General features: G+C 49.8%; 29 protein-coding genes and 5 tRNA genes. 12 read left to right on the top strand and 22 right to left on the bottom strand.

What is annotated here, in order from left to right:
• Positions 1–60 precede the first annotated feature (60 nt).
• Positions 61–1203: an ABC transporter substrate-binding protein gene (locus tag PSAB_RS05925; protein ID WP_025333654.1), complete on the top strand. Its 1143-nt coding sequence runs from the start codon at positions 61–63 to the stop codon at positions 1201–1203.
• A gap of 194 nt (positions 1204–1397) precedes the next feature.
• Here the strand turns inward: PSAB_RS05925 and PSAB_RS05920 are convergent, their stop codons facing one another.
• The gene (locus tag PSAB_RS05920; RefSeq protein WP_025333653.1) at positions 1398–1832 is read right to left on the bottom strand and encodes an organic hydroperoxide resistance protein; all 435 of its coding nucleotides are present in this window, start codon (positions 1830–1832) and stop codon (positions 1398–1400) included.
• A 170-nt stretch (positions 1833–2002) separates the two neighbouring features.
• Between PSAB_RS05920 and PSAB_RS05915 the strand changes: the two genes are divergently transcribed.
• A complete protein-coding gene (locus tag PSAB_RS05915; RefSeq protein ID WP_025333652.1) occupies positions 2003–2482 on the top strand; it encodes a glutathione peroxidase in 480 nt (159 codons plus the stop codon).
• Positions 2483–2628: 146 nt separating this feature from the next.
• Here PSAB_RS05915 and cysK read toward each other — a convergent pair whose 3' ends face one another.
• The 3 genes from cysK to PSAB_RS05900 all read right to left on the bottom strand — a co-directional run bounded on the left by cysK (position 2629) and on the right by PSAB_RS05900 (position 4236).
• Positions 2629–3561: a cysteine synthase A gene (gene cysK, locus PSAB_RS05910; RefSeq protein ID WP_025333651.1), complete on the bottom strand. Its 933-nt coding sequence runs from the start codon at positions 3559–3561 to the stop codon at positions 2629–2631.
• Between the two features lie 152 nt (positions 3562–3713).
• Positions 3714–3796, bottom strand: a tRNA-Leu gene (locus tag PSAB_RS05905).
• Between the two features lie 71 nt (positions 3797–3867).
• Complete coding sequence (locus tag PSAB_RS05900; protein ID WP_025333650.1) at positions 3868–4236, bottom strand: helix-turn-helix domain-containing protein; 369 nt, start codon at positions 4234–4236, stop codon at positions 3868–3870.
• Between the two features lie 146 nt (positions 4237–4382).
• Here PSAB_RS05900 and PSAB_RS05895 point away from each other — a divergent pair, with 146 nt between their 5' ends.
• Together PSAB_RS05895 and PSAB_RS05890 are read left to right on the top strand one after the other, a co-directional pair.
• Positions 4383–4604 (top strand): helix-turn-helix domain-containing protein, encoded by a 222-nt coding sequence (locus tag PSAB_RS05895; RefSeq protein ID WP_025333649.1) that lies wholly within the window; start codon positions 4383–4385, stop codon positions 4602–4604.
• A 61-nt stretch (positions 4605–4665) separates the two neighbouring features.
• The gene (locus PSAB_RS05890) at positions 4666–5292 is read left to right on the top strand and encodes a PAS domain-containing protein (protein ID WP_144240481.1); all 627 of its coding nucleotides are present in this window, start codon (positions 4666–4668) and stop codon (positions 5290–5292) included.
• Between the two features lie 64 nt (positions 5293–5356).
• Here PSAB_RS05890 and PSAB_RS05885 read toward each other — a convergent pair.
• From PSAB_RS05885 to PSAB_RS05835, 11 genes are all read right to left on the bottom strand, one after another.
• Positions 5357–5439 (bottom strand) — tRNA-Leu (locus PSAB_RS05885).
• Between the two features lie 222 nt (positions 5440–5661).
• Positions 5662–5733, bottom strand: a tRNA-Glu gene (locus PSAB_RS05880).
• A 150-nt stretch (positions 5734–5883) separates the two neighbouring features.
• Positions 5884–7017: an alanine dehydrogenase gene (gene ald / locus PSAB_RS05875; protein ID WP_025333647.1), complete on the bottom strand. Its 1134-nt coding sequence runs from the start codon at positions 7015–7017 to the stop codon at positions 5884–5886.
• A 136-nt stretch (positions 7018–7153) separates the two neighbouring features.
• A complete protein-coding gene (locus PSAB_RS05870) occupies positions 7154–8353 on the bottom strand; it encodes an ABC transporter substrate-binding protein (RefSeq protein ID WP_025333646.1) in 1200 nt (399 codons plus the stop codon).
• A 71-nt stretch (positions 8354–8424) separates the two neighbouring features.
• Complete coding sequence (locus PSAB_RS05865) at positions 8425–9126, bottom strand: ABC transporter ATP-binding protein (protein ID WP_025333645.1); 702 nt, start codon at positions 9124–9126, stop codon at positions 8425–8427.
• Between the two features lie 5 nt (positions 9127–9131).
• On the bottom strand, positions 9132–9914 hold the full coding sequence (locus PSAB_RS05860; RefSeq protein WP_025333644.1) for an ABC transporter ATP-binding protein: 783 nt from the start codon (positions 9912–9914) through the stop codon (positions 9132–9134).
• Positions 9883–10884: a branched-chain amino acid ABC transporter permease gene (locus PSAB_RS05855; RefSeq protein ID WP_051529728.1), complete on the bottom strand. Its 1002-nt coding sequence runs from the start codon at positions 10882–10884 to the stop codon at positions 9883–9885. Before PSAB_RS05855 ends, PSAB_RS05860 begins: the two co-directional genes overlap by 32 nt.
• Positions 10865–11770 carry a branched-chain amino acid ABC transporter permease gene (locus PSAB_RS05850; RefSeq protein WP_025333642.1) on the bottom strand — a complete coding sequence of 302 codons (906 nt, stop codon included), beginning with the start codon at positions 11768–11770 and terminating at the stop codon, positions 10865–10867. The genes PSAB_RS05855 and PSAB_RS05850 overlap by 20 nt, the downstream gene beginning before the upstream one ends.
• A gap of 536 nt (positions 11771–12306) precedes the next feature.
• Positions 12307–12398: transfer RNA gene (locus tag PSAB_RS05845), tRNA-Ser, on the bottom strand.
• A 7-nt stretch (positions 12399–12405) separates the two neighbouring features.
• Positions 12406–12481: transfer RNA gene (locus PSAB_RS05840), tRNA-Asn, on the bottom strand.
• Positions 12482–12566: 85 nt separating this feature from the next.
• Positions 12567–13319 carry an MBL fold metallo-hydrolase gene (locus tag PSAB_RS05835; RefSeq protein ID WP_025333641.1) on the bottom strand — a complete coding sequence of 251 codons (753 nt, stop codon included), beginning with the start codon at positions 13317–13319 and terminating at the stop codon, positions 12567–12569.
• Positions 13320–13450: 131 nt separating this feature from the next.
• Here PSAB_RS05835 and PSAB_RS05830 point away from each other — a divergent pair, with 131 nt between their 5' ends.
• Positions 13451–13879, top strand: coding sequence for an Lrp/AsnC family transcriptional regulator (locus PSAB_RS05830; RefSeq protein ID WP_025333640.1), 429 nt, complete (start codon positions 13451–13453; stop codon positions 13877–13879).
• Between the two features lie 48 nt (positions 13880–13927).
• On the opposite strand, the gene PSAB_RS05825 is transcribed toward PSAB_RS05830, so the two are convergent.
• Complete coding sequence (locus PSAB_RS05825) at positions 13928–14416, bottom strand: SprT family protein (protein WP_025333639.1); 489 nt, start codon at positions 14414–14416, stop codon at positions 13928–13930.
• 129 nt (positions 14417–14545) lie between these two features.
• Here PSAB_RS05825 and PSAB_RS05820 point away from each other — a divergent pair, with 129 nt between their 5' ends.
• Both PSAB_RS05820 and cmpA read left to right on the top strand, forming a co-directional pair.
• Positions 14546–14905, top strand: coding sequence for a hypothetical protein (locus PSAB_RS05820; RefSeq protein ID WP_025333638.1), 360 nt, complete (start codon positions 14546–14548; stop codon positions 14903–14905).
• Positions 14906–15047: 142 nt separating this feature from the next.
• Complete coding sequence (cmpA, locus tag PSAB_RS25380; protein WP_090834029.1) at positions 15048–15164, top strand: cortex morphogenetic protein CmpA; 117 nt, start codon at positions 15048–15050, stop codon at positions 15162–15164.
• 228 nt (positions 15165–15392) lie between these two features.
• On the opposite strand, the gene PSAB_RS05815 is transcribed toward cmpA, so the two are convergent.
• The gene (locus tag PSAB_RS05815; protein WP_025333637.1) at positions 15393–15887 is read right to left on the bottom strand and encodes a DinB family protein; all 495 of its coding nucleotides are present in this window, start codon (positions 15885–15887) and stop codon (positions 15393–15395) included.
• A gap of 144 nt (positions 15888–16031) precedes the next feature.
• On the opposite strand from PSAB_RS05815, the gene PSAB_RS05810 reads away from it, so the two are divergent.
• Positions 16032–16583 (top strand): CGNR zinc finger domain-containing protein, encoded by a 552-nt coding sequence (locus PSAB_RS05810; protein ID WP_338045074.1) that lies wholly within the window; start codon positions 16032–16034, stop codon positions 16581–16583.
• A gap of 247 nt (positions 16584–16830) precedes the next feature.
• On the opposite strand, the gene PSAB_RS05805 is transcribed toward PSAB_RS05810, so the two are convergent.
• From PSAB_RS05805 to PSAB_RS05795, 3 genes are all read right to left on the bottom strand, one after another.
• Entirely contained in the window at positions 16831–18804 is a 1974-nt protein-coding gene (locus tag PSAB_RS05805) for a PTS fructose transporter subunit IIABC (protein ID WP_025333635.1), read from the bottom strand.
• Between the two features lie 68 nt (positions 18805–18872).
• Positions 18873–19787, bottom strand: a complete 915-nt coding sequence (pfkB, locus tag PSAB_RS05800) for a 1-phosphofructokinase (RefSeq protein ID WP_025333634.1) — start codon at positions 19785–19787, stop codon at positions 18873–18875.
• Positions 19788–19790: 3 nt separating this feature from the next.
• Positions 19791–20537, bottom strand: a complete 747-nt coding sequence (locus PSAB_RS05795) for a DeoR/GlpR family DNA-binding transcription regulator (protein WP_025333633.1) — start codon at positions 20535–20537, stop codon at positions 19791–19793.
• Positions 20538–20843: 306 nt separating this feature from the next.
• On the opposite strand from PSAB_RS05795, the gene PSAB_RS05790 reads away from it, so the two are divergent.
• Complete coding sequence (locus PSAB_RS05790; RefSeq protein ID WP_025333632.1) at positions 20844–22199, top strand: arsenic transporter; 1356 nt, start codon at positions 20844–20846, stop codon at positions 22197–22199.
• Positions 22200–22311: 112 nt separating this feature from the next.
• Here the strand turns inward: PSAB_RS05790 and PSAB_RS05785 are convergent, their stop codons facing one another.
• Positions 22312–22983: a hypothetical protein gene (locus PSAB_RS05785; RefSeq protein ID WP_025333631.1), complete on the bottom strand. Its 672-nt coding sequence runs from the start codon at positions 22981–22983 to the stop codon at positions 22312–22314.
• Positions 22984–23148: 165 nt separating this feature from the next.
• Between PSAB_RS05785 and PSAB_RS05780 the strand changes: the two genes are divergently transcribed.
• Entirely contained in the window at positions 23149–23451 is a 303-nt protein-coding gene (locus tag PSAB_RS05780; protein ID WP_025333630.1) for a hypothetical protein, read from the top strand.
• A gap of 235 nt (positions 23452–23686) precedes the next feature.
• Here the strand turns inward: PSAB_RS05780 and PSAB_RS05775 are convergent, their stop codons facing one another.
• Entirely contained in the window at positions 23687–24157 is a 471-nt protein-coding gene (locus tag PSAB_RS05775) for an RpiB/LacA/LacB family sugar-phosphate isomerase (protein ID WP_025333629.1), read from the bottom strand.
• Positions 24158–24343: 186 nt separating this feature from the next.
• Here PSAB_RS05775 and PSAB_RS05770 point away from each other — a divergent pair, with 186 nt between their 5' ends.
• Complete coding sequence (locus PSAB_RS05770; protein ID WP_025333628.1) at positions 24344–24715, top strand: hypothetical protein; 372 nt, start codon at positions 24344–24346, stop codon at positions 24713–24715.
• Complete coding sequence (locus tag PSAB_RS26350; protein ID WP_264370894.1) at positions 24705–24827, top strand: hypothetical protein; 123 nt, start codon at positions 24705–24707, stop codon at positions 24825–24827. Before PSAB_RS05770 ends, PSAB_RS26350 begins: the two co-directional genes overlap by 11 nt.
• The last annotated feature ends 93 nt before the right edge of the window (positions 24828–24920 follow it).

Genomic DNA, 24920 nt, shown 5'->3' with positions numbered 1-24920 from the left:
GCCAAATTGCCCAGGAACGTCTGAATGACGTTTCCATATATCCAAACAGGAGGTATTGTCATGTGTAGCAAACTGTATTGTAATCTATATCGTAAACTGAAGGAAAAACACCTGCCCGCACTCATGCTGTCCGCTGCATTAATTCTGGTTCTGGCCGGATGCGGGGCAAATAATGCAAACGAAAGCGCTGCTTCGCCCGCTGCCTCCCCGCAAGCATCACAGGCACAAGTGGCAGGGGACGACGGGACTGCCAAGACCATCAAGGATACCGACGGACGCCAGGTTACGGTTCCCGCGCAAATCAACAAGATCGCCGATACTTGGCCAGCTCATAATGAGGTCGTCACGATTCTTGGTGCAGGCGGCAAAATCGTGTCCACCATCTCCACCCCCAAGTCGGTTCCCTGGCTGTACAAAGTAAATCCGCAAATGAACAACGCCGTGACCGCCTTCACCAAATCCGAAGCGCAAATGGAAGAGGTGCTGAAGAACAAGCCCGATATCGCCTTTGCATCAACCGGTTCTCCGTTGATCCAGCCTCTGGAAAATGCGGGAATTCCCACAGTGGCGCTGAACTTTACGAACTTTGACGAGATGAAAGAATGCTTCCGCCTTACGGGTCAAATCCTTGGAGACGATGCGAGCCGGCGGGCCGACTCCTTTATCGGCTATCTGGACGGGAAGCTGAAAGAAATAACAGCCGTGACTTCCAAAATCCCAGACTCCGACAAGCCCAAAGTACTGCATATTCAGTCCCTGTCACCGCTTCAGGTAGACGGCAAGGACACCATGATCCAGAACTGGATTGAAGTGGCGGGGGGCATCAACGCGGCACAAGAGCTAAGCGGCAACATGAAGCCGGTAAGCCTTGAGCAGATCATCTCTTGGAATCCGGATTACATTATGATCGGCAGCGGGCTAGCGGATACCGACCACATCATGGACGATCCTGCCTGGAAGACACTGAACGCCGTCAAGAACGGCCATGTGTATAACAACCCAAGCGGCGCTTTCCTCTGGGACCGTTACGGCGCCGAAGCGGCGCTGCAAATCCAATGGGCGGCCAAAACGCTGCATCCCGATCTGTTCCAAGGTGTTGACATGGTGCAGGAAACCGTGAGCTTTTATAAGCAGTTTTTGAATTACGACCTTACAAAAGAAGAAGCTCAGCTGATCATCGACAGTAGGCCCCCAGTAAAGTAACATCGGCTTACTCTATAAGAAAAACTCCTATCGAAGCCTCTCGAAGATGTTGCCGAATCCCTCTTTAGCGGTTGTTTTTCTTGCAATATCAGGAAGTCTGGTCTTTGAAGTTTATACTTTCTGATATTATCAAAAAAACAGACCCGTCTTCCGCATCGCTGCGGGAAACGGGTCTATTTATTAAGGTTAACGTATTACTGCCGGCTGAGCTCCAGCACATTCAGCTCGACGTCAATATTGCCTCTCGTCGCTTTGGAATACGGACAGAATGCATGGGCTTTTTTCGCCAAATCCTCCGCTTTATCATGGTCTACACCCGATATCTTCACATCCAGCCGCACGGACAGCTTGAAACCGCCGTCGTTCTCGTCTTTGCCGATCGATACATTGGACGTAACCTCCACATCCTGGAGCTTGACGCCCTCCTTGCGGGCAACATTGGCCAATGCGCTTTCATAGCAGGCGCCGTATCCTGCAGCGAACAGCTGCTCGGGATTCGTACCGGAACCTCCCGGACCGCCCAACTCTTTGGGCATGCTGAGATTATGCTTCAAGGCGCCGTCGGAGGATTCAAATGAGCCTTCACGTCCGCCTCGAACCGTTGCGGTAGCCGTATACAATGCTTTCATGAATAACATCTCCTTATTTAACCAATTTGTACGCAGTACAACCTTTAATTAAACTTGGGGCAGGATTTGAAACGATAATTTCCGTCATTTTCCGAAAAGACATTGACCTGAGATTTAAATAGTTTAAAATTGAATTGTAAAAAATATATCCATCCGAAGGAGGTCCATCCGTGAGCGTGTATGATTACCAGGCCAATACCCTGAGCGGTCAAGAAGAATCCTTGTCCAAATACGAAGGCAAAGTGCTGCTTATTGTGAATACGGCCAGCAAATGCGGCTTCACCCCCCAATATGAAGGTCTTCAGAAATTGTATGATACATTTAAAGATCGGGGCTTCGCCGTGCTCGGCTTTCCGAGCAATCAGTTTGCATCCCAGGAGCCCGGCAGCAGCGAAGAAATCCAGGAATTTTGCCGGCTCAACTATGGCGTCTCCTTTCCGATGTATGAAAAAATCGATGTCAACGGCGACAATGCCCATCCTCTTTACAAGTATTTAACGAAGGAGGCTCCGGGCGCACTCGGCTCCAAAAGCGTAAAATGGAACTTCACCAAATTCCTGGTCGACCGCGAGGGACGCGTGTTGAAGCGCTTTGCCCCGACAACGACGCCTGAAAGCATTGAACAGGAGATTAAGACAGTGCTGGATTGAACAACGGTACAGACGGCATCCCCGGAAAAAGAAAAAAAGGATTGCGCCGCATCTTCAATGCTGCACAATCCTTTTGTTGTATCCAAGCGAACAGCGCCCGGGTAATGATCCTGCCCTGCCCGCTTGTTCTGCGGCCTTGCCGCTTTTTATTCCTCTGGAAACAAATCGGTCGAAATGTACCGTTCGCCGGTGTCCGGCAAAATGACGACGATATTCTTGCCTTGATTCTCCGGTCTCTTGGCCAGCTGATAAGCGGCGAATGCCGCGGCACCGGAAGAAATCCCGACAAGCAGCCCTTCCTTCCTGGCCAGCTTCTGGGCCGTCTGTATCGCCTCTTCATTCTTCACCGTAACAATCTCATCCACCACGGCCCGGTTAAAGTTCGCCGGCACGAATCCTGCTCCAATGCCCTGAATTGCATGTGGTCCCCGTTGCCCGCCTGACAGAACAGGCGATCCGGCCGGTTCCACGGCCACAATACGCACTTGCGGATTGCGCTCCTTGAGAACCTCGCCGACTCCCGTGACCGTTCCTCCTGTACCTACGCCGCCGACGAAAATATCTACTTTTCCCTCGGTATCGTTCCAGATTTCTTCGGCCGTCGTCTTCCGGTGAATTTCGGGATTGGCCGGATTTTCAAACTGCTGCGGGATGTAGGAATTGGGGATATCGGCGGCCAGCTCCTCCGCTTTGCGAATTGCGCCCGCCATGCCCTCCGAAGCCTGGGTCAGCACAAGTTCCGCCCCGAGCTGCTTCAAAAGCTTTCGACGCTCTATACTGAAGGATTCAGGCAAAATAATAATCAACCGATAGCCCAGAGCCGCCGCCGCAAAAGCAAGGCCGATGCCGGTATTGCCGCTGGTCGGCTCAATAATGGTTGTCTCCTTGTTAATGAGCCCCTTGTCTTCGGCATCCTTGATCATAGCGTACCCGATCCGGTCCTTCACACTGCCCGCCGGATTGAAATACTCCAGCTTGGCCAGAATGTTCGCTTCCGCGCCGTCCTCTTTGAAACTGGACAATTCGAGAAGCGGCGTATGTCCAATCAGCTCGGTCAAATTCTTAACGATTTTCCCCATAAATACACCCTCCAAAATTAAATTTTCAAGAATCGCGCTCATTTATTCCAATACAAAAACTCGGCATTATGATCATACTGGAATTTCTATCCTTTGTAAAATCCATAAATGAAAATAAAAAAAAGCCCTGCTGCGCAAGGCTTCTTACTGTATGCGGTAGAGAGGACTCGAACCTCCACGGGCGTACGCCCACTACCCCCTCAAGATAGCGTGTCTGCCATTCCACCACTACCGCGCGGCGAATGATCTTTTTGAGACCAACACAAGTTATTATACTCGCTTATTTTTCAAAAGTAAAGCTTAAATTTATTCGGGAGGCTGTTCATCCTGTTTCCGTCTGCGGTATTCAGAAAAAGCGAGATATTCCTTGATAAATTCCTTCTCACGAGGCTCCAGCTTATCGAAATGGCAATCGGATTGCCGTATTTGCTCAAAAAAATAATCCTCGCTTCCTTCACGCAGTATGGACGGAGAGTTCTTGCCCAAGATGAGCCAGTCCAGACTGACGCCGAAAAAAGCGCCGATTTCGATTAATTTATGCGTTCCGGGCGTGGACTTGCCCCGTTTCCAATCTCCCAAATTGCCTGTACTGATGCCGAGCTGCTCGCAGAATGCTTTTTTGGTGATGCCTTTTTTGCTAATCAAAAGCTCAATTCGATCATAAATGGACTGCATTTCCTAACCGCCTTCCGAAATTATGACAAATTACTTATATAAGTCATTATTTATTGTAAAATGACGTAAAAAAGTATATAATTGACTAATCTTATGCCTTAACCCATTATATCATACGGCTGGAATGTCGATAAGAGGTGAGCAAGATGAGCAGCAAAAAGCCCATAACCCCTTACGGATGGGCCATCAAGCAGCGTCTGGCGGAGATGCGGCTGAGTCAGAAGGACTTTTGCCAACTGTACGGTATACCGCCCTACCGACTGTCCAATCTCATCTACGGAACGCGCCGGGCCATGCGCTACCGCCGGCAAGTCGACCGTTTGCTAAACATACCTCCTGCCATTCCGGGTGAACCGGATGATGAATGAGCTATATTTTTCCCGACTAATCTTAGTATTTCATCCTGAATCACGTCAAGGAGCGATTCTTTTGCCTGAAAGCGCTTTGTCCCTTGTTATTCATCTGACCCGCTCTCTCCCCGGCAGTGTGCTGGCTATCGACAGACGAGGTCTTATCACTACAGTGAATGATTCATGGAGAGAATGCGGCATGGCCGCCGGCCTCTCGGCACGCTTTGAGTGGACGGGTACGGATTATTTTGAACTGATGCGGGAGCTTGTTCTGCCGCCGGATGATATGAGCGAGCTTCTTCAGGCGATCCAGTCCATCTTTCTGGGCGAACGCCTTGTTTACAGCGGTCGGTTTCCCATGCCACCTTTTCTGAGAAGAGGAAAATGGTTTCAAATCGAGGCTTTCCCCATACTGGATGAGTCGAACGGGGCGACCTCTTTTGTGCTGCTGTCCCACCGTTATACCGCTTCTGTAACCGATTCGTCTCCTGCCAAGGCGCCGGTTATGAACCATTATCGGAAGCCTCTGCCTTTCTTGCCGATCTGTGCTTCCTGCAAATCCGTCCACAAGGGCGGGCAGTGGGTTCCCATCGAACGCTTTCTCCAACAGGAGCTTCATGTCGAATTAACCCATGACATTTGCCCGTCCTGCATCGCCGAGCTGTATCCGCAATATGCACGCGTTTTGAACGGGTTGGCGGAGTAAGTAAAGGCCTGCAATGGATATAAAAAAAGAACCCCGATCTCTCAGGATTCTTTCTTGGTGGTTATGCGGTAGAGAGGACTCGAACCTCCACGGGCGTACGCCCACTACCCCCTCAAGATAGCGTGTCTGCCATTCCACCACTACCGCTTATATGACCCGTAGGGGATACGCCTCGCAAGCGAGCCGACTGCCAAGTATTCCTTACGATGCCGATGCTCCGACGAACCTTTCGGGGTTCTCATCCCTGATTCGAAGAAGATATGACCCGTAGGGGATACGCCTCGCAAGCGAGCCGACTGCGAAGTATTCCTTACGATGCCGATGCTTCGACGAACCATTCGGGGTTCTCACCCTGATTCGAAGAAGATATGACCCGTAGGGGATTCGAACCCCTGTTACCTCCGTGAAAGGGAGGTGTCTTAACCCCTTGACCAACGGGCCTTGCTTTAGTGTCACAACAAAAATGATTATAGCAAATCCTTGTTCATCTGACAAGCACTTTTCAAAAAATAAAATACGGCGGCCTGCCGCTCGGAGGCAAGCCGCCGCTTCTCTCTCCGCCCTTCCCGCGGAGAAAGTTAAAGTCTTGACTTAAAAGAGTCCCGTCTCCTTCAAAGCTTCCAATCCGTCTGTATGCGAATAGCCCAAGCTTGAGGCCACCGCCTGATTGGTGACATGCCCGGCTGCCACATTGATGCCGCGAGCGAGCGCGGTATTCCCCTCCGCCGCTTCGAGTATGCCTAAATTCGCTATCTGCAGCGCATAAGGAATCGTCACATTGGTCAGAGCAAGCGTCGAGGTCCGGGCAACCGCTCCCGGCATATTTGCCACCGCATAATGAACAACACCATGCTTGATATAAGTTGGATTCTCATGAGTCGTAATACGGTCGATCGTCTCGATCGAGCCTCCCTGGTCGATAGCGACATCAACGATTACAGAGCCTTCCGTCATCTGCCGGACCATATATTCCTTGATCAGCTTCGGCGCACGGGCCCCAGGAATCAACACGGCGCCAATCAGCAAATCGGCTTTGCGAACCGCCTCTTCAAGATGATAGGAATCCGACATAATCGTGATCAGCCGGCCGCCGAAAATATCGTCCAGCTCCCGCAGCCGATTCGCGTTCAAATCAAGGATGGTCACTCTAGCCCCCATACCGATCGCGACCTTTGCAGCATTGGTACCGACCACACCTCCCCCGACGATTACGACTTCTGCCGGCTTCACTCCCGGAACGCCGCCCATTAAGATGCCTTTGCCGCCGTGCGGCTTCTCCAGCAGCCCTGCCCCGATCTGAACGGCCATCCGCCCCGCAACTTCGCTCATGGGCGTCAGCAGCGGCAGAGAGCCGTCCTCGAGCTGGATCGTTTCGTAACCAACGGCAACAACGCCGCTTTCCACGAGCGCCTTCGTAAGTCCCGCCTCAGGAGCCAAATGGAGATACGTGAACAGGATCAGATTTCGGCGGAAGAAGCCATACTCTTCCGGCAGAGGCTCCTTCACCTTGATCACCATCTCCGCTCTGGACCAGACCTCTGAAGCAGAGGACAGAATCTCCGCTCCTTTGTCCCGGTATTCCGAATCATCGAATCCGCTGCCTGCTCCCGCCGAAGTTTCAATCAGCACGGTATGGCCTGCTTTTTTTAACGCTTCGACTCCCGCCGGCGTGATCCCGACCCGGTTTTCGTTATTCTTGATTTCTTTCGGTATGCCGACAATCATGCTTGTTCCTCCTTCTCGTATATGGCAAGATAGCAGGACAGCCGCCCCATTACGTATGGAGCGGCTTCCCGAGCAGCCTAGCGATATTTTGGAAAATGCATTGTCTATTACGAAAGAGAAATCAAATCAAACTTGCTTACGGATTAACCTTGGTTTCGAACGTTTGCTTGCCGCCCACGAATTTCAGTACGACAGCCGCTTTAACCGGGTCATGCGTTTCGTTCAACGAAACTTTGCCGGTAGCCAGCTGCAGATCCTTGGTCGCTGCCAGGGCATCTTTAATCTTGGCCGGTTCAGCAGCTCCTGCACGGGTAATGGCATCGGCTACCAGTTTTACAGCATCATAGCCAAGGGCTGCCATGCCGTCCGGTACTGCTCCGCCATTGGCTGCCTTGTAGGCGTCAACGAAAGAAGTAACTTCAGGAGCGGTATCCTCCGGCGAATAGTGGTTGGACATGAAGGTGTTGTCCAAAGCCGCTGCGCCTGCGATTTCAGCCAGCTGCGGAGAATCCCATCCGTCGCCGCCCATGAACGGAACCGTAATGCCCATTTCGCGTGCTTGTTTCAGAATTTTGCCGACTTCTTCATAGTAGCCCGGCAGGTAGATAACGTCCGGATTTGCTGCTTTGATGCGAGTCAATACAGCTTTGAAGTCGGAGTCTTTTTGTTGGTAAGACTCCTGGCTCAAGATTTTTCCGCCATTCTTCGTAAAGGTTTCTTCGAAGAACTTCTGCAGACCTTTCGAGTAGTCACTGGAAGTATCCGTGTAGATGACAGCTGTTTTAGCTTTCAGCGAGTTGGTGGCAAAGTTAGCCATAACCTGACCTTGGAAAGGATCGATAAAGGCCGTGCGGAACACCCACTCGTTCACTTTGCTTGTACGCTCATCAACAGTAACTTTAGGGTTGGTAGCGCCAACAGCTACGAGCGGAATTTGCTTTTCCGTAGCAACCGGAACGATACCCAATGTGTTGGTGGAAGTCGATGCACCGATAATGGTAACAACCTTATCGTCGGTGATCAGTTTTTGTGCAGCTTGCGTTGCTTCCTCGGATTTCGAAGCGTTATCGGCTACAACCAGCTCCAGCTTCTTGCCAAGCACGCCGCCAGCGTCGTTAATCTGCTGAACAGCCAGCTTAGCGCCTTTGGATGCGGAGTCGCCGAAGGAGGCTTGACCGCCTGTGAGCTCGAGGTCAGCACCGATTTTAATTGTGTCTCCGGCAGAGCTGCCGCCGTTTGCGGAATTTCCGCTGCTCTCTGTGTTGTTGCTGCCGCAGCCTGCTGCCAATACGGCAGTCAGCACTGTCGACAAAATAATGGCCCCGATTTTCTTCATTGTTCTCCCAGCCTCCCAGATAATTTAATTTATATGTTGGTTCTGTGATGCCATGATTAGTGCCAGCTGCATTAGTGCCCAAGATAAGCCATCTTGATTTCTTCCGAATCGGCCAATTCCTTGGCGTCTCCTTCCAGCACGACTCGGCCGGTTTCCAGAACATAGGCGCGGTGGGCAATTTTGAGTGCCTGATGCGCATTTTGTTCAACCAGCAGCACGGTCGTTCCAGCCGCGTTCACTTCCTGAATAATCTTGAAAATGTCCTGCACGAGAAGCGGGGCAAGGCCCATGGAAGGTTCATCCAGCAGCAGCAGCTTCGGATGTCCCATAATGGCGCGGCCCATAGCGAGCATTTGCTGCTCGCCACCGGACAACGTTCCGGCCTGCTGCTTCTTGCGTTCCCGCAGCCTTGGGAATGTATTGTAGACTTTCTCGAAATCGGCGGCCAAATTGCTGGAATCCTGCAAATAAGCGCCGAGCTCGAGATTTTCTTCTACCGACATATTAGCAAACACGCGCCGTCCTTCAGGACAATGAATGAGCCCCTGCTTAACGATCGCCTGAACGCTCTGGTTCGTAATGGATTTGCCCAGGAATTCAATGCTTCCCGTCTTGGGTTTAAGCAATCCCGAAAGCGTCTTGAGAAGCGTTGACTTTCCGGCGCCGTTGGCACCGATCAGCGTAACGATCTCCCCCTGGTTGACGTTGATGCTGAGATCCTTCAGAGCGTGAATGGCTCCATAGTAAACGTTGATTCCCTGTACTGTAAGCATAGCCCTTACGCCTCCTGTCCCAAATACGCTTCGATAACCTTTGGATTGCTCCGGATCTCTGACGGCGTACCGTTGGCAATGAGTATTCCGCGGTCGAGTACATAAATCCGGTCGCAGACTCCCATAACAAGCGACATGTCATGCTCGATGAGAAGAATCGTAAGGTCAAACTCCTTGCGGATCCAGGCGATGAGGTTCATCAAATCGCGTGTCTCGTTCGGGTTCATGCCGGCCGCCGGCTCGTCGAGCAGCAGCAGCCTCGGTCCGGCCGCAAGCGCCCGTGCAATTTCAAGGCGGCGCTGGTTGCCATAGCTGAGATTTCCGGCAAGCTCTTCGCTTTGGTCGTCGAGATTGAATATCTTGAGAATATCCATCGCCTTCTGCGTAATCTCATTCTCTCCCTTGAAATGCTTCGGCAGGCGAAGCATGGAAGTGAACAAAGAGTGCTTGGCATGCTGATGGAAGGCAATTTTAACGTTCTCCAGCACGGTCATTGCCGTAAACAGCCGGATGTTTTGGAAGGTGCGCGCGGCTCCTTTATGGTTGATCTTGAACGGTTTCATGCCGCCAACTGACTCATTGTTAAGTATAATGCTGCCTGTGGAAGGCGGGTAGACACCGGTCAGCAGATTGAACAGCGTCGTTTTGCCGGCGCCGTTCGGTCCGATGAGACCGATCAGTTCGCCTTTTTTAATATGAAGAGAAACCTCGCTGAGCGCTTTTAGTCCCCCGAAGGAACGGCTGGCTTCCTTAACATCAAGAAGCACTGCTGTCGCTGATGCCGCCATTTGCCTTCGCCTCCTTTTTACCGAGCTTCTTGAGAGAGAATTTCGTGCTTCCAAGCAGACCGCCCGGACGGAAAATCATCATCAGAATCAAAACGATCGAGTAAATAATCATCCGCCATTCCGGGAAATCCCGGAGGTAAGTATAGAGCAGGGTGACGAAAACAGCGCCGACGATCGAACCGGCTGTGCTTCCGAGTCCGCCGAGAACGACCATAACGAGAATTTCGAACGACTTCAGGAAGTTGAAGCTGCCCGGGGTGATTACGTAGAACGTATGGGCAGACAGCCCCCCGGCAATCCCTGCGAACAGTGCGCCGATCGTAAAAGCAATGACCTTGTACAGCGTTGTGTTAATCCCCATCGCTTCGGCTGCGATTTCGTTCTCGCGGATGGCAAGGCAAGCCCGGCCGTGTGTGGAGCGGATAAAGTTATTAATCAGCACAATCGTAATTAACATGAAGAAGAACATGATCGTCCATGTCGATTTGGCCGGAATGCCGCTAAGACCAGAAGCCCCGCCGACGTATTCCGTGTTGAGCAGGACAATCCGGATAATTTCGCCGAAGCCGAGCGTCGCGATCGCCAAATAGTCGCCCTTCAGGCGAAGCGTAGGCATCCCGATCAGCACACCGCAAATTGCAGCCAATATCCCTCCAGCAAGGATAGCGAAAATAAATGGAACATCATAGTCAAGGGTCAGAATGGCCGACGTGTAGGCGCCGACAGACATAAACCCGGCATGGCCGATGGAGAATTGTCCGGTAATGCCGTTAATCAGGTTAAGCGATACGGCCAGAATAACATTGACACAGATCAGAAGGAGCATGGATTCTTGAACATCGTCCAATCCTCCGGTTGTTAGCAGAACTTGCACAACTCCATACAAAGCCACAGCTGCGATAATGCCAAGCCAGAATTTTTTATTTAATTTCTTCACACCGTTTCCCCTCCTACACTTTCTCCCGGACATTTTTACCGAACAGCCCGGATGGTTTAAAGATAAGGATCAGGATCAGCACGGCAAAAGCTACACCGTCACGCCAGGACGAATATCCCAGCGAAGAGATTTCCGTCTCTACCGTACCCAGCAGCAAACCGCCCACAAGTGCGCCCGGAATGCTTCCGATACCGCCAAGTACCGCTGCGACAAAAGCTTTCAGCCCCGGCATAACCCCCATAAGCGGGTCAACGGAGTTGTATGTCATGCCAAAAATAACACCGGCCGCAGCCGCCAGCGCGGAACCGATAGCAAAGGTTGCTGAGATGGTACGGTCGACGTTGATCCCCATCAGACGCGCCGCTTCCATATCGAACGATACCGCCCGCATCGCTTTACCGGTCTTGGTATAACGTACAATATATTGCAAAATAATCATCAGAATAATCGTTGTAATCAGAATCATAATCTGATTGGATTCCACCTGTATGGAAGTGCCGAACAATTGATACTGCTTCTTCGTCAGAATATCCGGGAAACCTTGAGCTTGCGGCCCGAGTACGAGAACACCGGTATATTCCAGTAAAAAGGATACGCCGATAGCCGTAATGAGCGCTGCAATCCGTGTGGATTTGCGCAGCGGCTTGTAAGCCAGACGCTCAATGGTGATGCCGAGCAGCGCACTGACGACCATGGAGAAAACCAGAGACAGAATCAGAACAAGCACCGGAGGAAGACCCGCCGAGGCCAGATATCTGGCGCTGAACAACCCGATAAACGAGCCAACCATAAACACATCCCCATGTGCAAAGTTGATCAGCTTGATAATTCCGTAAACCATGGTATAGCCCAGGGCGATCAGCGCATAAATGCTGCCTACGGAAATCCCGTTAATTAATTGCTGAATAAAATACTCCATCGCCATCCCCTTTTCCCTTTTTCATTGTCTTTCCCTCTTCTCTCTTTCATTTCTTTCTTTTTAATGATGTTACCTATATTAACATATGTCCTTTTTTTCGTCACTAAGATTTTCATGGATTCCAAGAAATTTCGAAATTCGATGTCATATTTTCTAACAGAGATTGTAAGTATTGGGTTATGTAGTGTGACGAGTTGTTAAAAAGCCAGAGAATAAGCGAGAAAAATGGAGAATGATTAAGATCTGTTTAAGTGAGGGTTTCTCGTCTAAACGAATATTAAGCTTTATTTTGTAGCAATTAATATAACATTTCTCTCTTTAAAGCACTATTCCTTCAAAATATTAAAGAGTTAATTGGTTGCATAATTACATGTTTCTTCCACGGCCATGGATCAGCTGTGCTTTTTCGGTCCGCTTCCCTAAGACGAACAGCCGCTTAAATATAAAAAAAAGCCCCCTCTCGGGAGCTCTTTCTTCTATTATATATGTATCGTGTACAACATATTAAAAACCAGCCGCACATTTCGGAAGAAATGTGGCGGAGAGAGAGGGATTCGAACCCTCGCACCGCTTACGCAGTCTAACCCCTTAGCAGAGGGTCCCCTTATAGCCACTTGGGTATCTCTCCAAGAAAATGGCTCCCCGAACAGGACTCGAACCTGTGACAACTCGATTAACAGTCGAGTGCTCTACCAACTGAGCTATCAGGGAACGTTTTAATGTGAACAAAACTTAATTTATCATGATTTCACCTTACAGTCAAGAGCAGGCCAAAACCTGGGAAATCGCTTACGAATTAAAAATAAAGCTGTTCCCCGTCCGCCGGAATGAGTACGCTGCCGGACCCGCCTTTCTTCTCAAGCCCTTCACGCAGCTTATCCCTGGTCAGCAGGCAGTGGTTGATCGCATCCATGTGAACGGCTACCACTTGCATTCCGGGAGCATGGCCGCGCAGGGTCGCGATATCACGTCCACCCATGGTGATGGGGCATCCGGCCGCGAACCTCGCTTCGCCCGCATTGACGACCGCAACCTCCGGCCGGAGCCAGTCAAGCGCCTCCCGCACCTCATCGCACCAGATCGTATCTCCTGCGATGTAGAGCACAGGCTCGCCAGGCGCCCGGAACACAAAGCCGGATACCGGCCCCATCTTCCGTCCGATAATTCCGGTGCCGTGCCTTCCCCCGGTCCGCATGATGCGAACTCCTTGAAACTCCACCTCCTGTTCAACGGGAACGGCTGCGGTAAAGCCCTGTGATTCGAGCGTCTCCCTATCCTGTTTCTGGCAGAACAGCGGAACATCTTTGGGCAGCAGAGACGCCGCCGCGGGGTCCCAGTGGTCATTGTGAAGATGGGTTACGACGACGGCGTCTGGACGCAGCCATTCTTCCACTGGACCGGGGAGGCCGACTAGCGGGTTTCTCCGTTCATTGCCGCTGTTTATGATCGGCGGATAGGCTCCCTGTTCACCGAGCATCGGATCGATCAGGAAGGTCAATCCGCCATATTCCAGCCAAAGTGAAGCATGTCTGATCAATTGCAGCTTCATAAGGGATGCACTCCTTCTTTTTCATGAGTTCTGCTACAATTAAGTATAATTTTTCGCTGGCAATGGAGTACATCATGCCGTGAAAGGATTACTGCGTATTTATTTTCATTTGGAAAGGAAATCATCTAAAGATGAGCCAAGCGCTTATAGACGAGACCGATCTGCTTATTCTGCGTCAGCTGATTCAGGACTCCACACTTAGCCATAAGGAGATCGGAAGGACGGTTCATATGACGGGGCAGGCTGTAGGGGCGCGTATCCGCAGGATGAGGGAGCTGGGCGTCATTACGGGTTATTCGGTAGGCTGGAATCCGGAAAAGCTGGGGCTTCACGTGCACGCCCTGATCACCGTATTCCTGAATTCAGGCGGCGCCCACCGGACGTTCCTGCAGTTCGTTGAAGCCGAGGAAGAGATTGAAGAGGCTTACCGTGTCAGCGGCGAGGGCTGTTATTGGATGCGGGCGCGTACGCAAAGTCCGCAGCGGCTGAACGAGCTGCTCGATCGGCTGCTGAAGTATGGAAATTATAAGGTGAGCTTGGACATCGGCCGGATCAAGTAGAGTGATGTAACCGGCTCATAATTTAGGCTGACGGCCCCAGTTCCCTTGCTATGCCTTTCTTTTGGCCCCGGCTTCATCAATAACTGCCAGCTTCAGCGGGCCGGCACATTTCCCGCAGCGGTAGCGCTGCGGATTCACCTTGCGCTTGCGGAGATACTCCGTGCTGCACTGCTGGCATATCAGCTTGTAGCGGTAAGGCAGCGGCTTCCTCGCCTTGGCTCCGGGAAGGTGCTGGCAGTACCGGCTTCCTCCCACCTTGGCGAGCAGCGCCTTGAAGTCGGCGTCCCGGTGGCGGTATCCTCTTTTGGCCAGATGGAGGTGGTAGTGGCAAAGCTCATGCTTGATGATCTTCTCCGTCTCTTCGGGTCCGTACGCCTCAAGCTGGCGGGGATTGATCTCGATGTTATGGCTCTTCATAAAGTACCGTCCTCCTGTAGAGGACAGCCGGCTGTTAAACGACGCTTTGTGGCGAAAAGGCAATCCGAAGCTTTCCCGCGACACCCGCTCAATCCATCGCTGCAGTTCTTCGTTCGTCATGCTCATGATTTTTGGCGGCTCCGTTTCTTTAACACGCTCTTCAGGCGCTTGCTGTAATCTGTACTTGAATTGTAACTTGCGCATACGCTACACTTCAAGAAGGAAGACAAGGACGGAGGGAGAATGACAATGCCGAAAATGCGGTATGTAATTTTGCAGCAAAATCAAGAGCTTCAATTCGTGGAAATGCCAGAGGATTACGCGTATCAGCTCAGCGCGCTCAATCTTAGACTGAATAAAGAGATCGACAAGCTGACGGCTGAGAACGTGCCGGATCTACCGCTTGCGGTAGCCGAATGCGATTCCCTGGACCTGCTTCGCGAAGAGTATTCCCTCGAATCCGGGCTCGATTATATCAACCGGCTGGAGCACGCTTTCGCCGCTATCCAGGAGCAGAACTATCCGCTTATCTCCCTGCTGACGGAAATCCGCGCGCTGCAGGCGCAGCTTGAGCAGTGGTATGAAGAAGAGGAGGAGCGGGCTCAGTAGCCAGCGTCACTCATTATTTTTTATTGGGAAAAAGACTTCCCGGCAGCCGCAATGCGGCAGCATTCATCTTCATCTAATGGCGCACCATTACCCACCTCCGCACATATGTTAACATACCTAAGCATGCAGAGGAGGGGTTCTCTTGCCGCAGTGGCTCAGCCATCAGCTAATGAAAGCTTATTACAAAAAAGACCGGCGGCAGATCAAGCTGCTGAACGAATGCTGGTTCTTCTACCGGGATTCCGCTGTCAAGCGCTAGGCTTAAGTCCGTCCGGTTGGCCTCTTGCGACCAAGAAACGCGGCCCGTAAGCCATTCCGGCAAGCCTTATGAATATCCTCATTCAAATCCATCTCTTCTTTAGAAGGGGTGGATTTTGTTTTGAAGAAAATTGCTCAAATTTGAAACAAACCGCCGCTCCCCCCATAATCCCGTTGAGATCCGGAAGACGAGAGCTGGCTGGTTTGAAAAGCATCCGTACAAGGCAGACTACCCGAAGCTTCGTTTGGACGGCCAGGAGCCCTGCAGCTTGCGGACAAGCACAATTTGGCCTGTATGATAGGAATCATGGAGGATGAGGCTCATGACCTCTTCTCCGGGAGCATGCCCGGAGCCTCCCCAGTCGTACGCCCCTTCTCCGAGCGCCTCAATAATTTCACGCAGATCAGCGTGGACTTTCTTAAGGCGGGAAACCGCCTGTTCCCAGGCTTCTTCGCCGCTCTCCGTTACCGTGAACGTGTCGTCGTTGCTTTCTGCATTCGGCAGCTTAGGCAGACCCTTCAGCTTGCGCAGCAGCCGTTCCTTATAATAAGTCAGATGGTTGACCGTCTCCCAAATCGAGTTGGCGGCTTCTCCCTCCGGCTTCCAAAGCGCTTGTTCGCTGCTTACACCATCCAGCGCATCCTTCAGCGGCGGCGCCCAATCCTCCTGATCCATCGCATAATCCCAGTTTTGAAGCAGAACCTCGCTAATTTTATTTTGCATGATAAGCCTCCTTCAAGTATGGTAACCAGCTATAACAACAACAATAGTTACATCAAGAATGTAGCATATACCGGACCCTAGTTCAAGTAACTAGCAAAACTAAGTTTTAACTGTTACAATATTTCTGTAGGAAAGGAAGGATCAATGATGCTGTGGGATGATTTTATTAACAGCTACTGGCGGGATTGGAGAACCGGGGACAAATCCAAGGAACTGGACCGGCTGGAAGATCCGGAGTGGCTTAAGTCCTGGCTAACCGCTCATGGACTGCCTGCCATCCCGGCGGATTCCGCGCAATTGCAGGAGCTCAAGAAGCTTCGCGGCTGTCTTTTTGACACGGTCCGGGAAATTGTGGACGGCGGTACGCCTGACGGTCTGCCGGAGCGCTTGAACCCCTACATGGCGGCCGGTCCCGTAATGCGGCAAGCGGCACTGGACGAAGAGGGACGAATGACGATGACGCTCCTGCCGATGCGGGCTGACTGGGAGCAAGTGATGGCGGAAATCGCCGCCTCTTTTGCCTCGGCGCTGGCGGAAAAGGAAGAGTCGAGATTCCGCATTTGCGACAATCCCGACTGTCTCTGGGTTTACTATGACGATACGCGCAACCGTTCCAAGCGCTACTGCGATGATAAAGCCTGCGGTAATCTGATGAAGGTCCGAAGATTCCGGGCCAGGAAGAAAGCAGAGCAATAGTGAAATGGGTATGCTCCAAATCCCGCGAATGACTCTGTCGGAAGCGTTAATTTAGGCAGCCCGAATATATACGTAAGAAGAAACGGCTACGCCGTCCTCTGGAAGAGGAAGGCATCCGTTTCTCGTAAAAATATCAGGTTAAGGATAAGCGCGAAGCTTATACTCTCTGATATTTCCAAAAAACAACGGCCTGGATCTCCCAGGCCGTTGCTTAAGTTTGAGGGACTGCCCTCATATTGATGTTCAATTATACGATAGAGCGCTCTGCTCTTACTTCCACTTGCTTCGCTTCGATCGGCTTCTTCCACAATCCGAACACGAGAGCAGAGACAACCGCGCCGATGGCAACTGACAACAGGAACAGCAGCGCGTGGTTCGCGAGCGCAGCTACAAAGATACCGCCGTGCGGAGCCGGGATGTTGATGTGCCAGAACTGAGTCAATCCTCCGGCAATAGCCGAACCCAGAATACAGGAAGTCAGAACGCGCATTGGATCAGCGGCCGCGAACGGGATCGCGCCTTCGGTGATAAAGGACAGGCCAAGTACATAGTTCGTTAAGCCGGATTTACGCTCGTCTTCCGTGAATTTATTCTTAAACAGCGTGGTTGCCAGTGCGATGGCAAGCGGAGGAACCATACCGCCGGCCATAACAGCCGCCATCATCAAACCGTTCGTGTTGCCGCTGGAAGTGAAGACGCCAATGGCAAATGTATAAGCCGCTTTATTGAAAGGACCGCCCATATCAATCGCCATCATTCCGCCGAGGATCAATCCAAGCAGAACGGCGTTGCCGGTTCCAAGGTTGTTCAGACCGCTGATGAGACCTTCATTGATCCAGCTAAACACCGGATCGAACAGATAGAACATAATCGCGCCGGTTACAAGAAGACCGAATACCGGGTACAGCAGAATCGGCTTGAGGCCGTCAAGCGTCTTGGGCAGGCCAGAGAACACTTTGCGCAGGCCAATCACGATATAACCGGCCAGGAAACCGGCGGCAAGACCGCCAAGGAAACCGGCATTGGAGCTAGCAGCCATAAAGCCGCCGACCATACCTGGCATCAGAGCCGGACGGTCGCCGATGCTCATTGCGATGAAGCCGGCCAGGATCGGAATAAGGAAGTGGAACGCTCCGTCGCCGCCGCCGATGGTTTGCAGAAGCTTGACGATCGGATTATCCACGCTTGCCACTTGCTCGAACAAGAAGGAGATGGCGAGCAGAATACCGCCGCCGACAACAAACGGCAGCATGTGGGAGATACCGTTCATCAAATCTTTATAAATTTTGCTGCCGACGCTGGTCTTGCCAGCGGACGGCGCATCCGAAGCGGCCTTGCCTTGATTATGGTAGATCGGGGCGTCGCCTGCAGCCGCTTTGCGGATCAGCTCTTCCGGCTTGCGGATGCCGTCGCTTACCGGTCTTTGCAGCAGCGGCTTGCCGTCAAAGCGCGCCATTTCAACCTGTTTGTCGGCGGCGACGATAACGCCGTTTGCCCGCCGGATTTCGTCGGAAGTGAGCACATTCTTCGCGCCTTCGGAACCGTTGGTTTCTACCCGGATATTGATGCCCAGTTCTTTTGCCTTCTTCTTAAGAGCGTCTTCGGCCATGAAGGTATGCGCAATACCAGTGGGACACGCGGTAACTGCGACTACAAACGCTTCCAAGTTGCTCGGATTGCCAACGATCATTCCAGCTGGCTCCGCGGCTTTTGCTTCTTCTTCCCGTTTGGCTTTTTCCTCTTCCGCCTTTTTGGCCGCTTCTTGTTCCTCCTGTTTGGCGTCGAAGAGCGCCGTTACTTCATCAGGTGTCTTGGTATTCTTCAATTTGTCGATGAATTCAGCATCGATCAGCAGCCGGGAAAGGGCGGCAAGTGTACGCAGGTGCGTATTGGCAGCGCCTTCCGGAGCGGCGATCATGAAGAACAGGTACGCCGGTTCTTCGTCCAAAGATTCAAACTCCACGCCGCCGGCGCTTTTTGCAAATACAACCGTCGCTTCATTGACGGCTTTGGTCTTGGCGTGAGGCATGGCAATCCCGCCGCCGATGCCCGTGCTGGATTCTTCTTCACGCTTCAGAATCATTTGTTTAAACAGGACCGGATCGTTAATCCGGCCGTTTGCGGAAAGGCTGGCAATCAATTCATCGATTGCAGCTTCCTTGGTTGTAGCTTTCAGGTCCATGATCATAGTTTGCTTAATCATCAGATCCGTAATTCTCATATCAGTTCAACTCCCTGTAAATTCTTTAAAATGTGCTTGTCACACGCCCTGTCCTATGACGATCCGGCTTATGAAAGGGGGACGATCTCAACTTGCGGACGCAGCCGCTCGATCTCCTCCTTTGTTGCCAGGTCATCGGAAAATGCAGTGGCGCTTCCCGAAGCGACTCCCGCGCGGAAAGCCTCAATCGGGTCTCCGGTAAGAAACAGCGTGCCGACAAATCCGGCTATCATCGAATCCCCCGCGCCTACGGAATTCTTCACCGTCCCGGACGGTACAGTAGCGCGGTATACGTCATTTTGAGTAATAAGCAAAGCTCCCTCGCCCGCCATGGAAATCAGCACATGCTTGGCGCCCTCTTCCAGAAGCTTGCGGCCGTAAGTGACAATCTCTTCGATAGAGTTAATTGTAACCCCGTACAGCTCTGCCAGCTCGTGATGATTCGGCTTTACCACCAGCGGTTTATGAACCAGAGCGTTCATCAAAGCCTTCCCGGTAGTATCAATGACGAACTCCGCACCGGACTGTCCGCAGGCCTCGATAAGCTTTTGATAGAAATCTCCTCCGAGCGATGGAGGCGCGCTACCCGACAAAATAACAATATCGTTCTCCTGCAGATGGGACAGTTTATCCAGAAGCTGCTGTGCCTCCTCGTCACGAATGACCGGCCCAAGTCCGTTAATCTCCGTTTCGTCCCCATGTTTGAGCTTGATGTTGATCCGGGTGTCATCCGCCACGAATACGAAATCGCTTTGGATAGAGTCTTCACGCAATTTGTCGGCGATATACCGGCCGGTAAATCCCCCAAGGAAGCCCAGAGCCGTATTCTCCACCCCAAGCTGGTCCAGAACGCGGGATACGTTGATCCCTTTGCCGCCGGGAAGCTTCAAATCCCGCTTCATCCGGTTCAAGTCGCCAAGCTTCAGGTCTTCAACCTCCACGATGTAATCGATGGAAGGGTTAAGCGTCACAGTGTAAATCATTGATCATCCCTCAATTATTTTGGTTTTACTTGCAATGGATTGGCGAAGCCTCTCCGGTACAGCCTCCGTTATCACGGTAGCTTCATGCAGATCGAACAGTTTGGCAAAAGCAACCTCGCCGAATTTACTGGAGTCTGCTAGCACGTAGGTTGCGGCGGATAACTGATGGGCCCGTCTCTTGATCAGCGCTTCCTCGGGATCAGGTGTCGTAAACCCCCACTCCGCATCTACGCCATTTGTACCCAAAAAGCATTTATCGAAACGAAAATTGTCCATGTTTTGAAATGCGATGCTTCCGATAACGGCTTTGGTGTGGCTCTTCATCATGCCGCCGAGAAGATAACTCGTAATACGCTTGTTTACAAGCGCTTCGACATGGGACAAGCCGTTGGTAACGACGGTTATGCCCTTCGCGTTAATGAGGGGAATCATGGCTAACGTAGTTGTTCCCGCATCCAGATAAATACATTCACCATCAAGCACTTGGCTCGCGGCCAAACGGGCAATAACGTTTTTGGGCTGAATGTTTTTGAAGGTTTTTTCCTCCATGCCGGGTTCCTGGCTTCGGTTGGCTACCAAAGATGCTCCGCCATGCACCCTCCTCAGCAAATTGCGGCTCTCCAGATCGATTAAATCCCGCCGCACCGTCGATTCCGAGGCTTCGAGCATTTCCGTAAGCTCTTGGATTTTAACGACGCCCTTTTCTTGTAAGCGCTGTATTATTAACCTGCAGCGTTCCTCTGTAAGCATTTTCATTCCTCCACCTGACCATATAGTATCATATCCCCAGCAAAAAACAATCATTATTATTCATATTCCCTCAAAAACCTCCAATATTTTTAGGTAAATATTGCAATATTGTGAACGCTTACTTTTATTAAAGGTAAATCTAACAAACTTCGGAAATGCGGATTCTCTCGAAATCGCAATTTGAAAGTATATATTTTAAAGTTTGGTTCAACAACCAGTTCCTACCAAAATGGATTGAATATAAATATATTAATTAGAAGAAATGCAGCGTTGCCTTATTTTTACAAGGCATGAAGGAGGGCAGTTATGACATTCGACATCGGATTTACGGGTTTTGTTTTCATTATGACTATGTTCGCTATTTTCTGGAGGCCTGGAGGTATAAATGAAGCATGGCCGGCATCCATTGGGGCTGGACTAATATTACTTACAGGAATTGTATCTGGCAGTGATGTTGCAGACATTATCCATAAAATCGGCGGGGCATCCATTACCATTATGGCAACGATTATCATGGCGGTCATATTGGAAAGCTTCGGATTTTTCAACTGGGCCGCGGTAAGACTAGCCACTATGAGTCAAGGCTCCGGTTATCGCTTATATTGGTACATTCAGATATTATGCTTTTTAATGACCCTTTTATTTAACAATGACGGAAGCATCCTGATAACGACTCCTATATTAATATTATTGTTAAAAAATCTGCGGCTAAAACCGCATCAAATGATTCCTTATCTATTAAGCGGAGCTTTGATCGCAACAGCCTCCAGTGCTCCTATCGGGGTAAGTAATATTGTTAATTTAATTGCATTGAAAATTGTTAATATGAGTCTGTTTATGTATACAGCCATGATGTTTATACCCGCCATTATCGGATTATTGTTCATGTCGCTGCTAATGTTTCTTGTATTAAACAAGAGATTGCCAAAGACATTGCCAACCGCAGCTTATGATTTGGAGGAGCAATTCTTCACTACAAACTTCCATCCGCTAAAGGGAAAAACCTCAGTAGAAACTAAGAGAAAACGAAGCCTGTTCATGTTGAAAATATTACTGTTTGTCTTTACACTTCGCTGCCTCCTCTTTGTTGCCTCCTTCTTCTCCATACCCATTGAATGGGTGGCGGTATCGGGTTCGATCTGCTTACTAGTATGGAGATGGTACCAACTGGGTACGAATCCCGTCGATATACTGAAGAAAATTCCGTGGCATATTCTGGTCTTCGCCTTCTCTATGTACGTTATTATTTACGGGCTTATGAATGCCGGACTGATAACCCTCCTGATAAAAGTATGTACTCCCATTGTTTCTCAAGGATTACTGCACGCAAGCTTGATTATGGGCGGATTGGTTTCCGTTCTATCAAACGTCTTTAATAATCATCCTGCCTTGATGATCGGAACTATTACTCTAACAAAAATGAATCTTGATCCGGTAACGCTAAAAACGATCTATCTTGCAAATATTATAGGCAGCGATGTCGGTTCCTTGCTGTTTCCTATTGGAACACTCGCCTCTCTTATCTGGATGCATATCCTTAGACAAAAGAAGATTAAAATTAAATGGAAAGATTATTTACACGTCACGCTGATTGTTATTCCGCTTACAACCATAGTCACCTTGTTTCTGCTGTACTATTGGGTTCAACTGATTTTTAGCTGAATGCCAATATGAAGAAGATGTGGGGCTTCAACCGTTAATCCAGTAATATCAACGGTTGAAGCTTGTTTCTTGGCACAGGTTGGCCGTAACTCAAATGAGTCACGAAAACTCTTTATTTTCTTGGAAAGTTTACGGTCTGAATATGGTCTATCAGTCCAAATATACTTTCACCGTTCGGAGTGACAAGCTCAAACATGGGGGCCTGAACTTTTTTTAGTAATCCGACCTTCTGAGGATCGTTAACCATATCCATCGCGATGAAATTCCCCACCATATTTTCAAGCTGCCGGTTGAAGTCAGGTTCTACGGATACAGCAGAAAGATTGGACAAGAGCTCATCTTCCTTCAGAGCATACGGGACAACTTTGGCAGGATAAGGGATCATATATTTAAGATGCTTCATACGAACGAGTATGGTATCAAAAACCGGGGAATAGAAGAGAAGATAATCGTCCAGTATATTCTGAATGTACCCGTGAAGCACATGAACTCCGGTAATATATATTTCTGTGAAAATACCCTTGCTATTCTCCACAAGCGGCCGAAGGGAGATCGTATCTTGACTTGAAGGCAGGGATTGGTCAACATGATCCGGACTGGCGGCAGCTTCTGTATTTTGCATTAAAAATCTAATGTGGGCAGCCGGAATGTACAGGTATTTGACTCCATTGTTAATGATCACAACATCCGGTCCATAATCTATCAAGGTCCCTTCCAAAGGCTGGAGCAATCCTGAAACCATTGCAATAACTTGTTTGCCTAACAGATCCTTCAGCAAGTTCATGCAGCATCTCTCCTTAATTATAGATGAGTTAATGTAAATATATGTACTTAATAGGTAAAAGTTTTGGTTGTTTTAACCATTTATTTAAATAATAGTCATGTAAACTAGTCGCAACTTCATAGGAAGGAATACTATACAGTATCACATTGGAAGGGAGTCAAAAGAATGAAACATGTAGATTTGCATTTCGATCAGGGCGCTGGCGTTGGGCAGGGTTATTTTATAGAAGAAATCCCCCCAGGAATTGATGCATTGGTGGAGTTGAAGAACGAAAGCAAAGATGCGGCCGTTCAGCTTGTTATTACTCGATATAATGCGTCTACCCTCACATTTGATGTTGGTCCGCATACGGAATTTGCAGTGGAAGTAGGTAATATTCAAACGGTAGGGATCTTCGTTCCGGGGACTCAGCCGGCAAGAGGCCGGTTAATTATCATTCCGAATTTTTCGAATATCAATCTTGTATAATGTATAGTCAGAGAGAGATTCCGCGAAAATACTAAATTGTATAAAAAATATCGTACTCACCTGAATAATTTAGGAGAAATACGATATTTTTTGTATAAGGAATAATCTATAAGCAGAAACAATCAGGGGATTATAGAGGGGAAAAAACAGGAGCTGGCTCAGGTGAAGAATGCCGGCCGCTTTCGGGAAGCAATGGGCTATAAAGGTCTCCGAAAGCGGCCGAAGTCCGAGCTACTTAGATTTCGGTCAATTTCTTCAAATGCTTCTCCGAGATTTCAACGACCTTGTCCACGCGCCGCTTGTATTTCTCAACATCTCCCAAATGATCGGTCGTCATCCACACGCGGACGGTTTCCAGAGCGATCGCCGAGCCGATAATTTTGGCGCCGATACACAGCACATTGGTGTCGGAGTGAGAACGCGCCAGCTCCGCGCAGAACGGGTCCTGGCACACCGCCGCGTATAGCCCGTGAATTTTATTGGCGATCATCGCGCTTCCATAGCCTACACCGTCGACAAATATGCCGCGGTCCGCCTTTCCTTCCGCTACGGCCAAAGCCGCAGGATATACATAATCGGGCAGGTCGCAAGCTTCCTCATTGTCCGTTCCGAAATCCAGAACCTCGTGCCCTTGACTGATCAGATAAGCCTTTACTTCCTCTTTCAAGGAATACCCCGCATGATCATTGGCTACCGCAATCTTCATTTGTGAAACGCCCCCATTTCATTTATTCTCAACGATACTACTTGTGAACTTCTCTATCTTATCGCTTCGTTGCAGAGATTTCCAGCAGCGGGCTTCAAGATTATTCAGTTAAATTATTGTGATCATTTCAATCGAAAAATCGTCTATACTACATGGGGAAGATAAAAAAGGAGGGCTGCTACAGGGATGGAAGAAAAGCCAGCCACCAATAAAAACAGGGCATTAATGTGTCTAAGCCTTCTCCTATTAACGGATATCGCATTGTTTCTGTTACACCTAAATAACTATTATCTAAGGCCGCTGTTAAAGCCACCGGAGTTCTTCTTGCTGCTATACAATGTTGTTTTCTTAGTTATCATTTTGATTTTGCTTAAAAAAGTATATACCTTACTCATTTCAGGATTCTTTCTAGCTATTTTCCTGTTGTTCGCCCTTATTTTTTATTCACTTTCCGAATATAAATACGAATATTTTCAATCTCCTAAAGAAACACAAACCCTTATTGTCAAGTACAGTATGGTTTCTATGGGAGAATCTTCATATACTTATGAATTTTGAAGATTACCAAACGGCCGAGCAAGTTTTGGGAATGGATGATCCTGAATGGCTTAGTGAGAAGGAGATCATTTTCCACACACTGGTAGGAGATAAGAAAATAAAAATTAAATAGAAAATGGGACGGCCGGGGCTGGTTTTTTGGACAAACCTGAATCTGCCTGCAACTTTTTGGCGTAATGGGGCATCTAGAAGGATAAGAGGTGAT

The organism is Paenibacillus sabinae T27, assembly GCF_000612505.1.
GTDB lineage: Bacteria > Bacillota > Bacilli > Paenibacillales > Paenibacillaceae > Paenibacillus_AQ > Paenibacillus_AQ sabinae.
This window is presented reverse-complemented; position numbering and strand designations above follow the sequence as displayed.

Coding starts and splice junctions, on each gene's coding strand:
- PSAB_RS05925 (WP_025333654.1), top strand. CDS start 61: ATGTGTAGCAAACTGTATTGTAATCTATATCGTAAACTGAAGGAAAAA.
- PSAB_RS05920 (WP_025333653.1), bottom strand. CDS start 1,832: ATGAAAGCATTGTATACGGCTACCGCAACGGTTCGAGGCGGACGTGAA.
- cysK (WP_025333651.1), bottom strand. CDS start 3,561: ATGGGGAAAATCGTTAAGAATTTGACCGAGCTGATTGGACATACGCCG.
- PSAB_RS05900 (WP_025333650.1), bottom strand. CDS start 4,236: ATGCAGTCCATTTATGATCGAATTGAGCTTTTGATTAGCAAAAAAGGC.
- PSAB_RS05895 (WP_025333649.1), top strand. CDS start 4,383: ATGAGCAGCAAAAAGCCCATAACCCCTTACGGATGGGCCATCAAGCAG.
- ald (WP_025333647.1), bottom strand. CDS start 7,017: ATGATTGTCGGCATACCGAAAGAAATCAAGAATAACGAAAACCGGGTC.
- PSAB_RS05870 (WP_025333646.1), bottom strand. CDS start 8,353: ATGAAGAAAATCGGGGCCATTATTTTGTCGACAGTGCTGACTGCCGTA.
- PSAB_RS05865 (WP_025333645.1), bottom strand. CDS start 9,126: ATGCTTACAGTACAGGGAATCAACGTTTACTATGGAGCCATTCACGCT.
- PSAB_RS05860 (WP_025333644.1), bottom strand. CDS start 9,914: ATGGCGGCATCAGCGACAGCAGTGCTTCTTGATGTTAAGGAAGCCAGC.
- PSAB_RS05855 (WP_051529728.1), bottom strand. CDS start 10,884: ATGTCCGGGAGAAAGTGTAGGAGGGGAAACGGTGTGAAGAAATTAAAT.
- PSAB_RS05850 (WP_025333642.1), bottom strand. CDS start 11,770: ATGGAGTATTTTATTCAGCAATTAATTAACGGGATTTCCGTAGGCAGC.
- PSAB_RS05835 (WP_025333641.1), bottom strand. CDS start 13,319: ATGAAGCTGCAATTGATCAGACATGCTTCACTTTGGCTGGAATATGGC.
- PSAB_RS05830 (WP_025333640.1), top strand. CDS start 13,451: ATGAGCCAAGCGCTTATAGACGAGACCGATCTGCTTATTCTGCGTCAG.
- PSAB_RS05825 (WP_025333639.1), bottom strand. CDS start 14,416: ATGACGAACGAAGAACTGCAGCGATGGATTGAGCGGGTGTCGCGGGAA.
- PSAB_RS05820 (WP_025333638.1), top strand. CDS start 14,546: ATGCCGAAAATGCGGTATGTAATTTTGCAGCAAAATCAAGAGCTTCAA.
- PSAB_RS05815 (WP_025333637.1), bottom strand. CDS start 15,887: ATGCAAAATAAAATTAGCGAGGTTCTGCTTCAAAACTGGGATTATGCG.
- PSAB_RS05810 (WP_338045074.1), top strand. CDS start 16,032: ATGATGCTGTGGGATGATTTTATTAACAGCTACTGGCGGGATTGGAGA.
- PSAB_RS05805 (WP_025333635.1), bottom strand. CDS start 18,804: ATGAGAATTACGGATCTGATGATTAAGCAAACTATGATCATGGACCTG.
- pfkB (WP_025333634.1), bottom strand. CDS start 19,787: ATGATTTACACTGTGACGCTTAACCCTTCCATCGATTACATCGTGGAG.
- PSAB_RS05795 (WP_025333633.1), bottom strand. CDS start 20,537: ATGCTTACAGAGGAACGCTGCAGGTTAATAATACAGCGCTTACAAGAA.
- PSAB_RS05790 (WP_025333632.1), top strand. CDS start 20,844: ATGACATTCGACATCGGATTTACGGGTTTTGTTTTCATTATGACTATG.
- PSAB_RS05785 (WP_025333631.1), bottom strand. CDS start 22,983: ATGAACTTGCTGAAGGATCTGTTAGGCAAACAAGTTATTGCAATGGTT.
- PSAB_RS05780 (WP_025333630.1), top strand. CDS start 23,149: ATGAAACATGTAGATTTGCATTTCGATCAGGGCGCTGGCGTTGGGCAG.
- PSAB_RS05775 (WP_025333629.1), bottom strand. CDS start 24,157: ATGAAGATTGCGGTAGCCAATGATCATGCGGGGTATTCCTTGAAAGAG.
- PSAB_RS05770 (WP_025333628.1), top strand. CDS start 24,344: ATGGAAGAAAAGCCAGCCACCAATAAAAACAGGGCATTAATGTGTCTA.
- PSAB_RS26350 (WP_264370894.1), top strand. CDS start 24,705: ATGAATTTTGAAGATTACCAAACGGCCGAGCAAGTTTTGGGAATGGAT.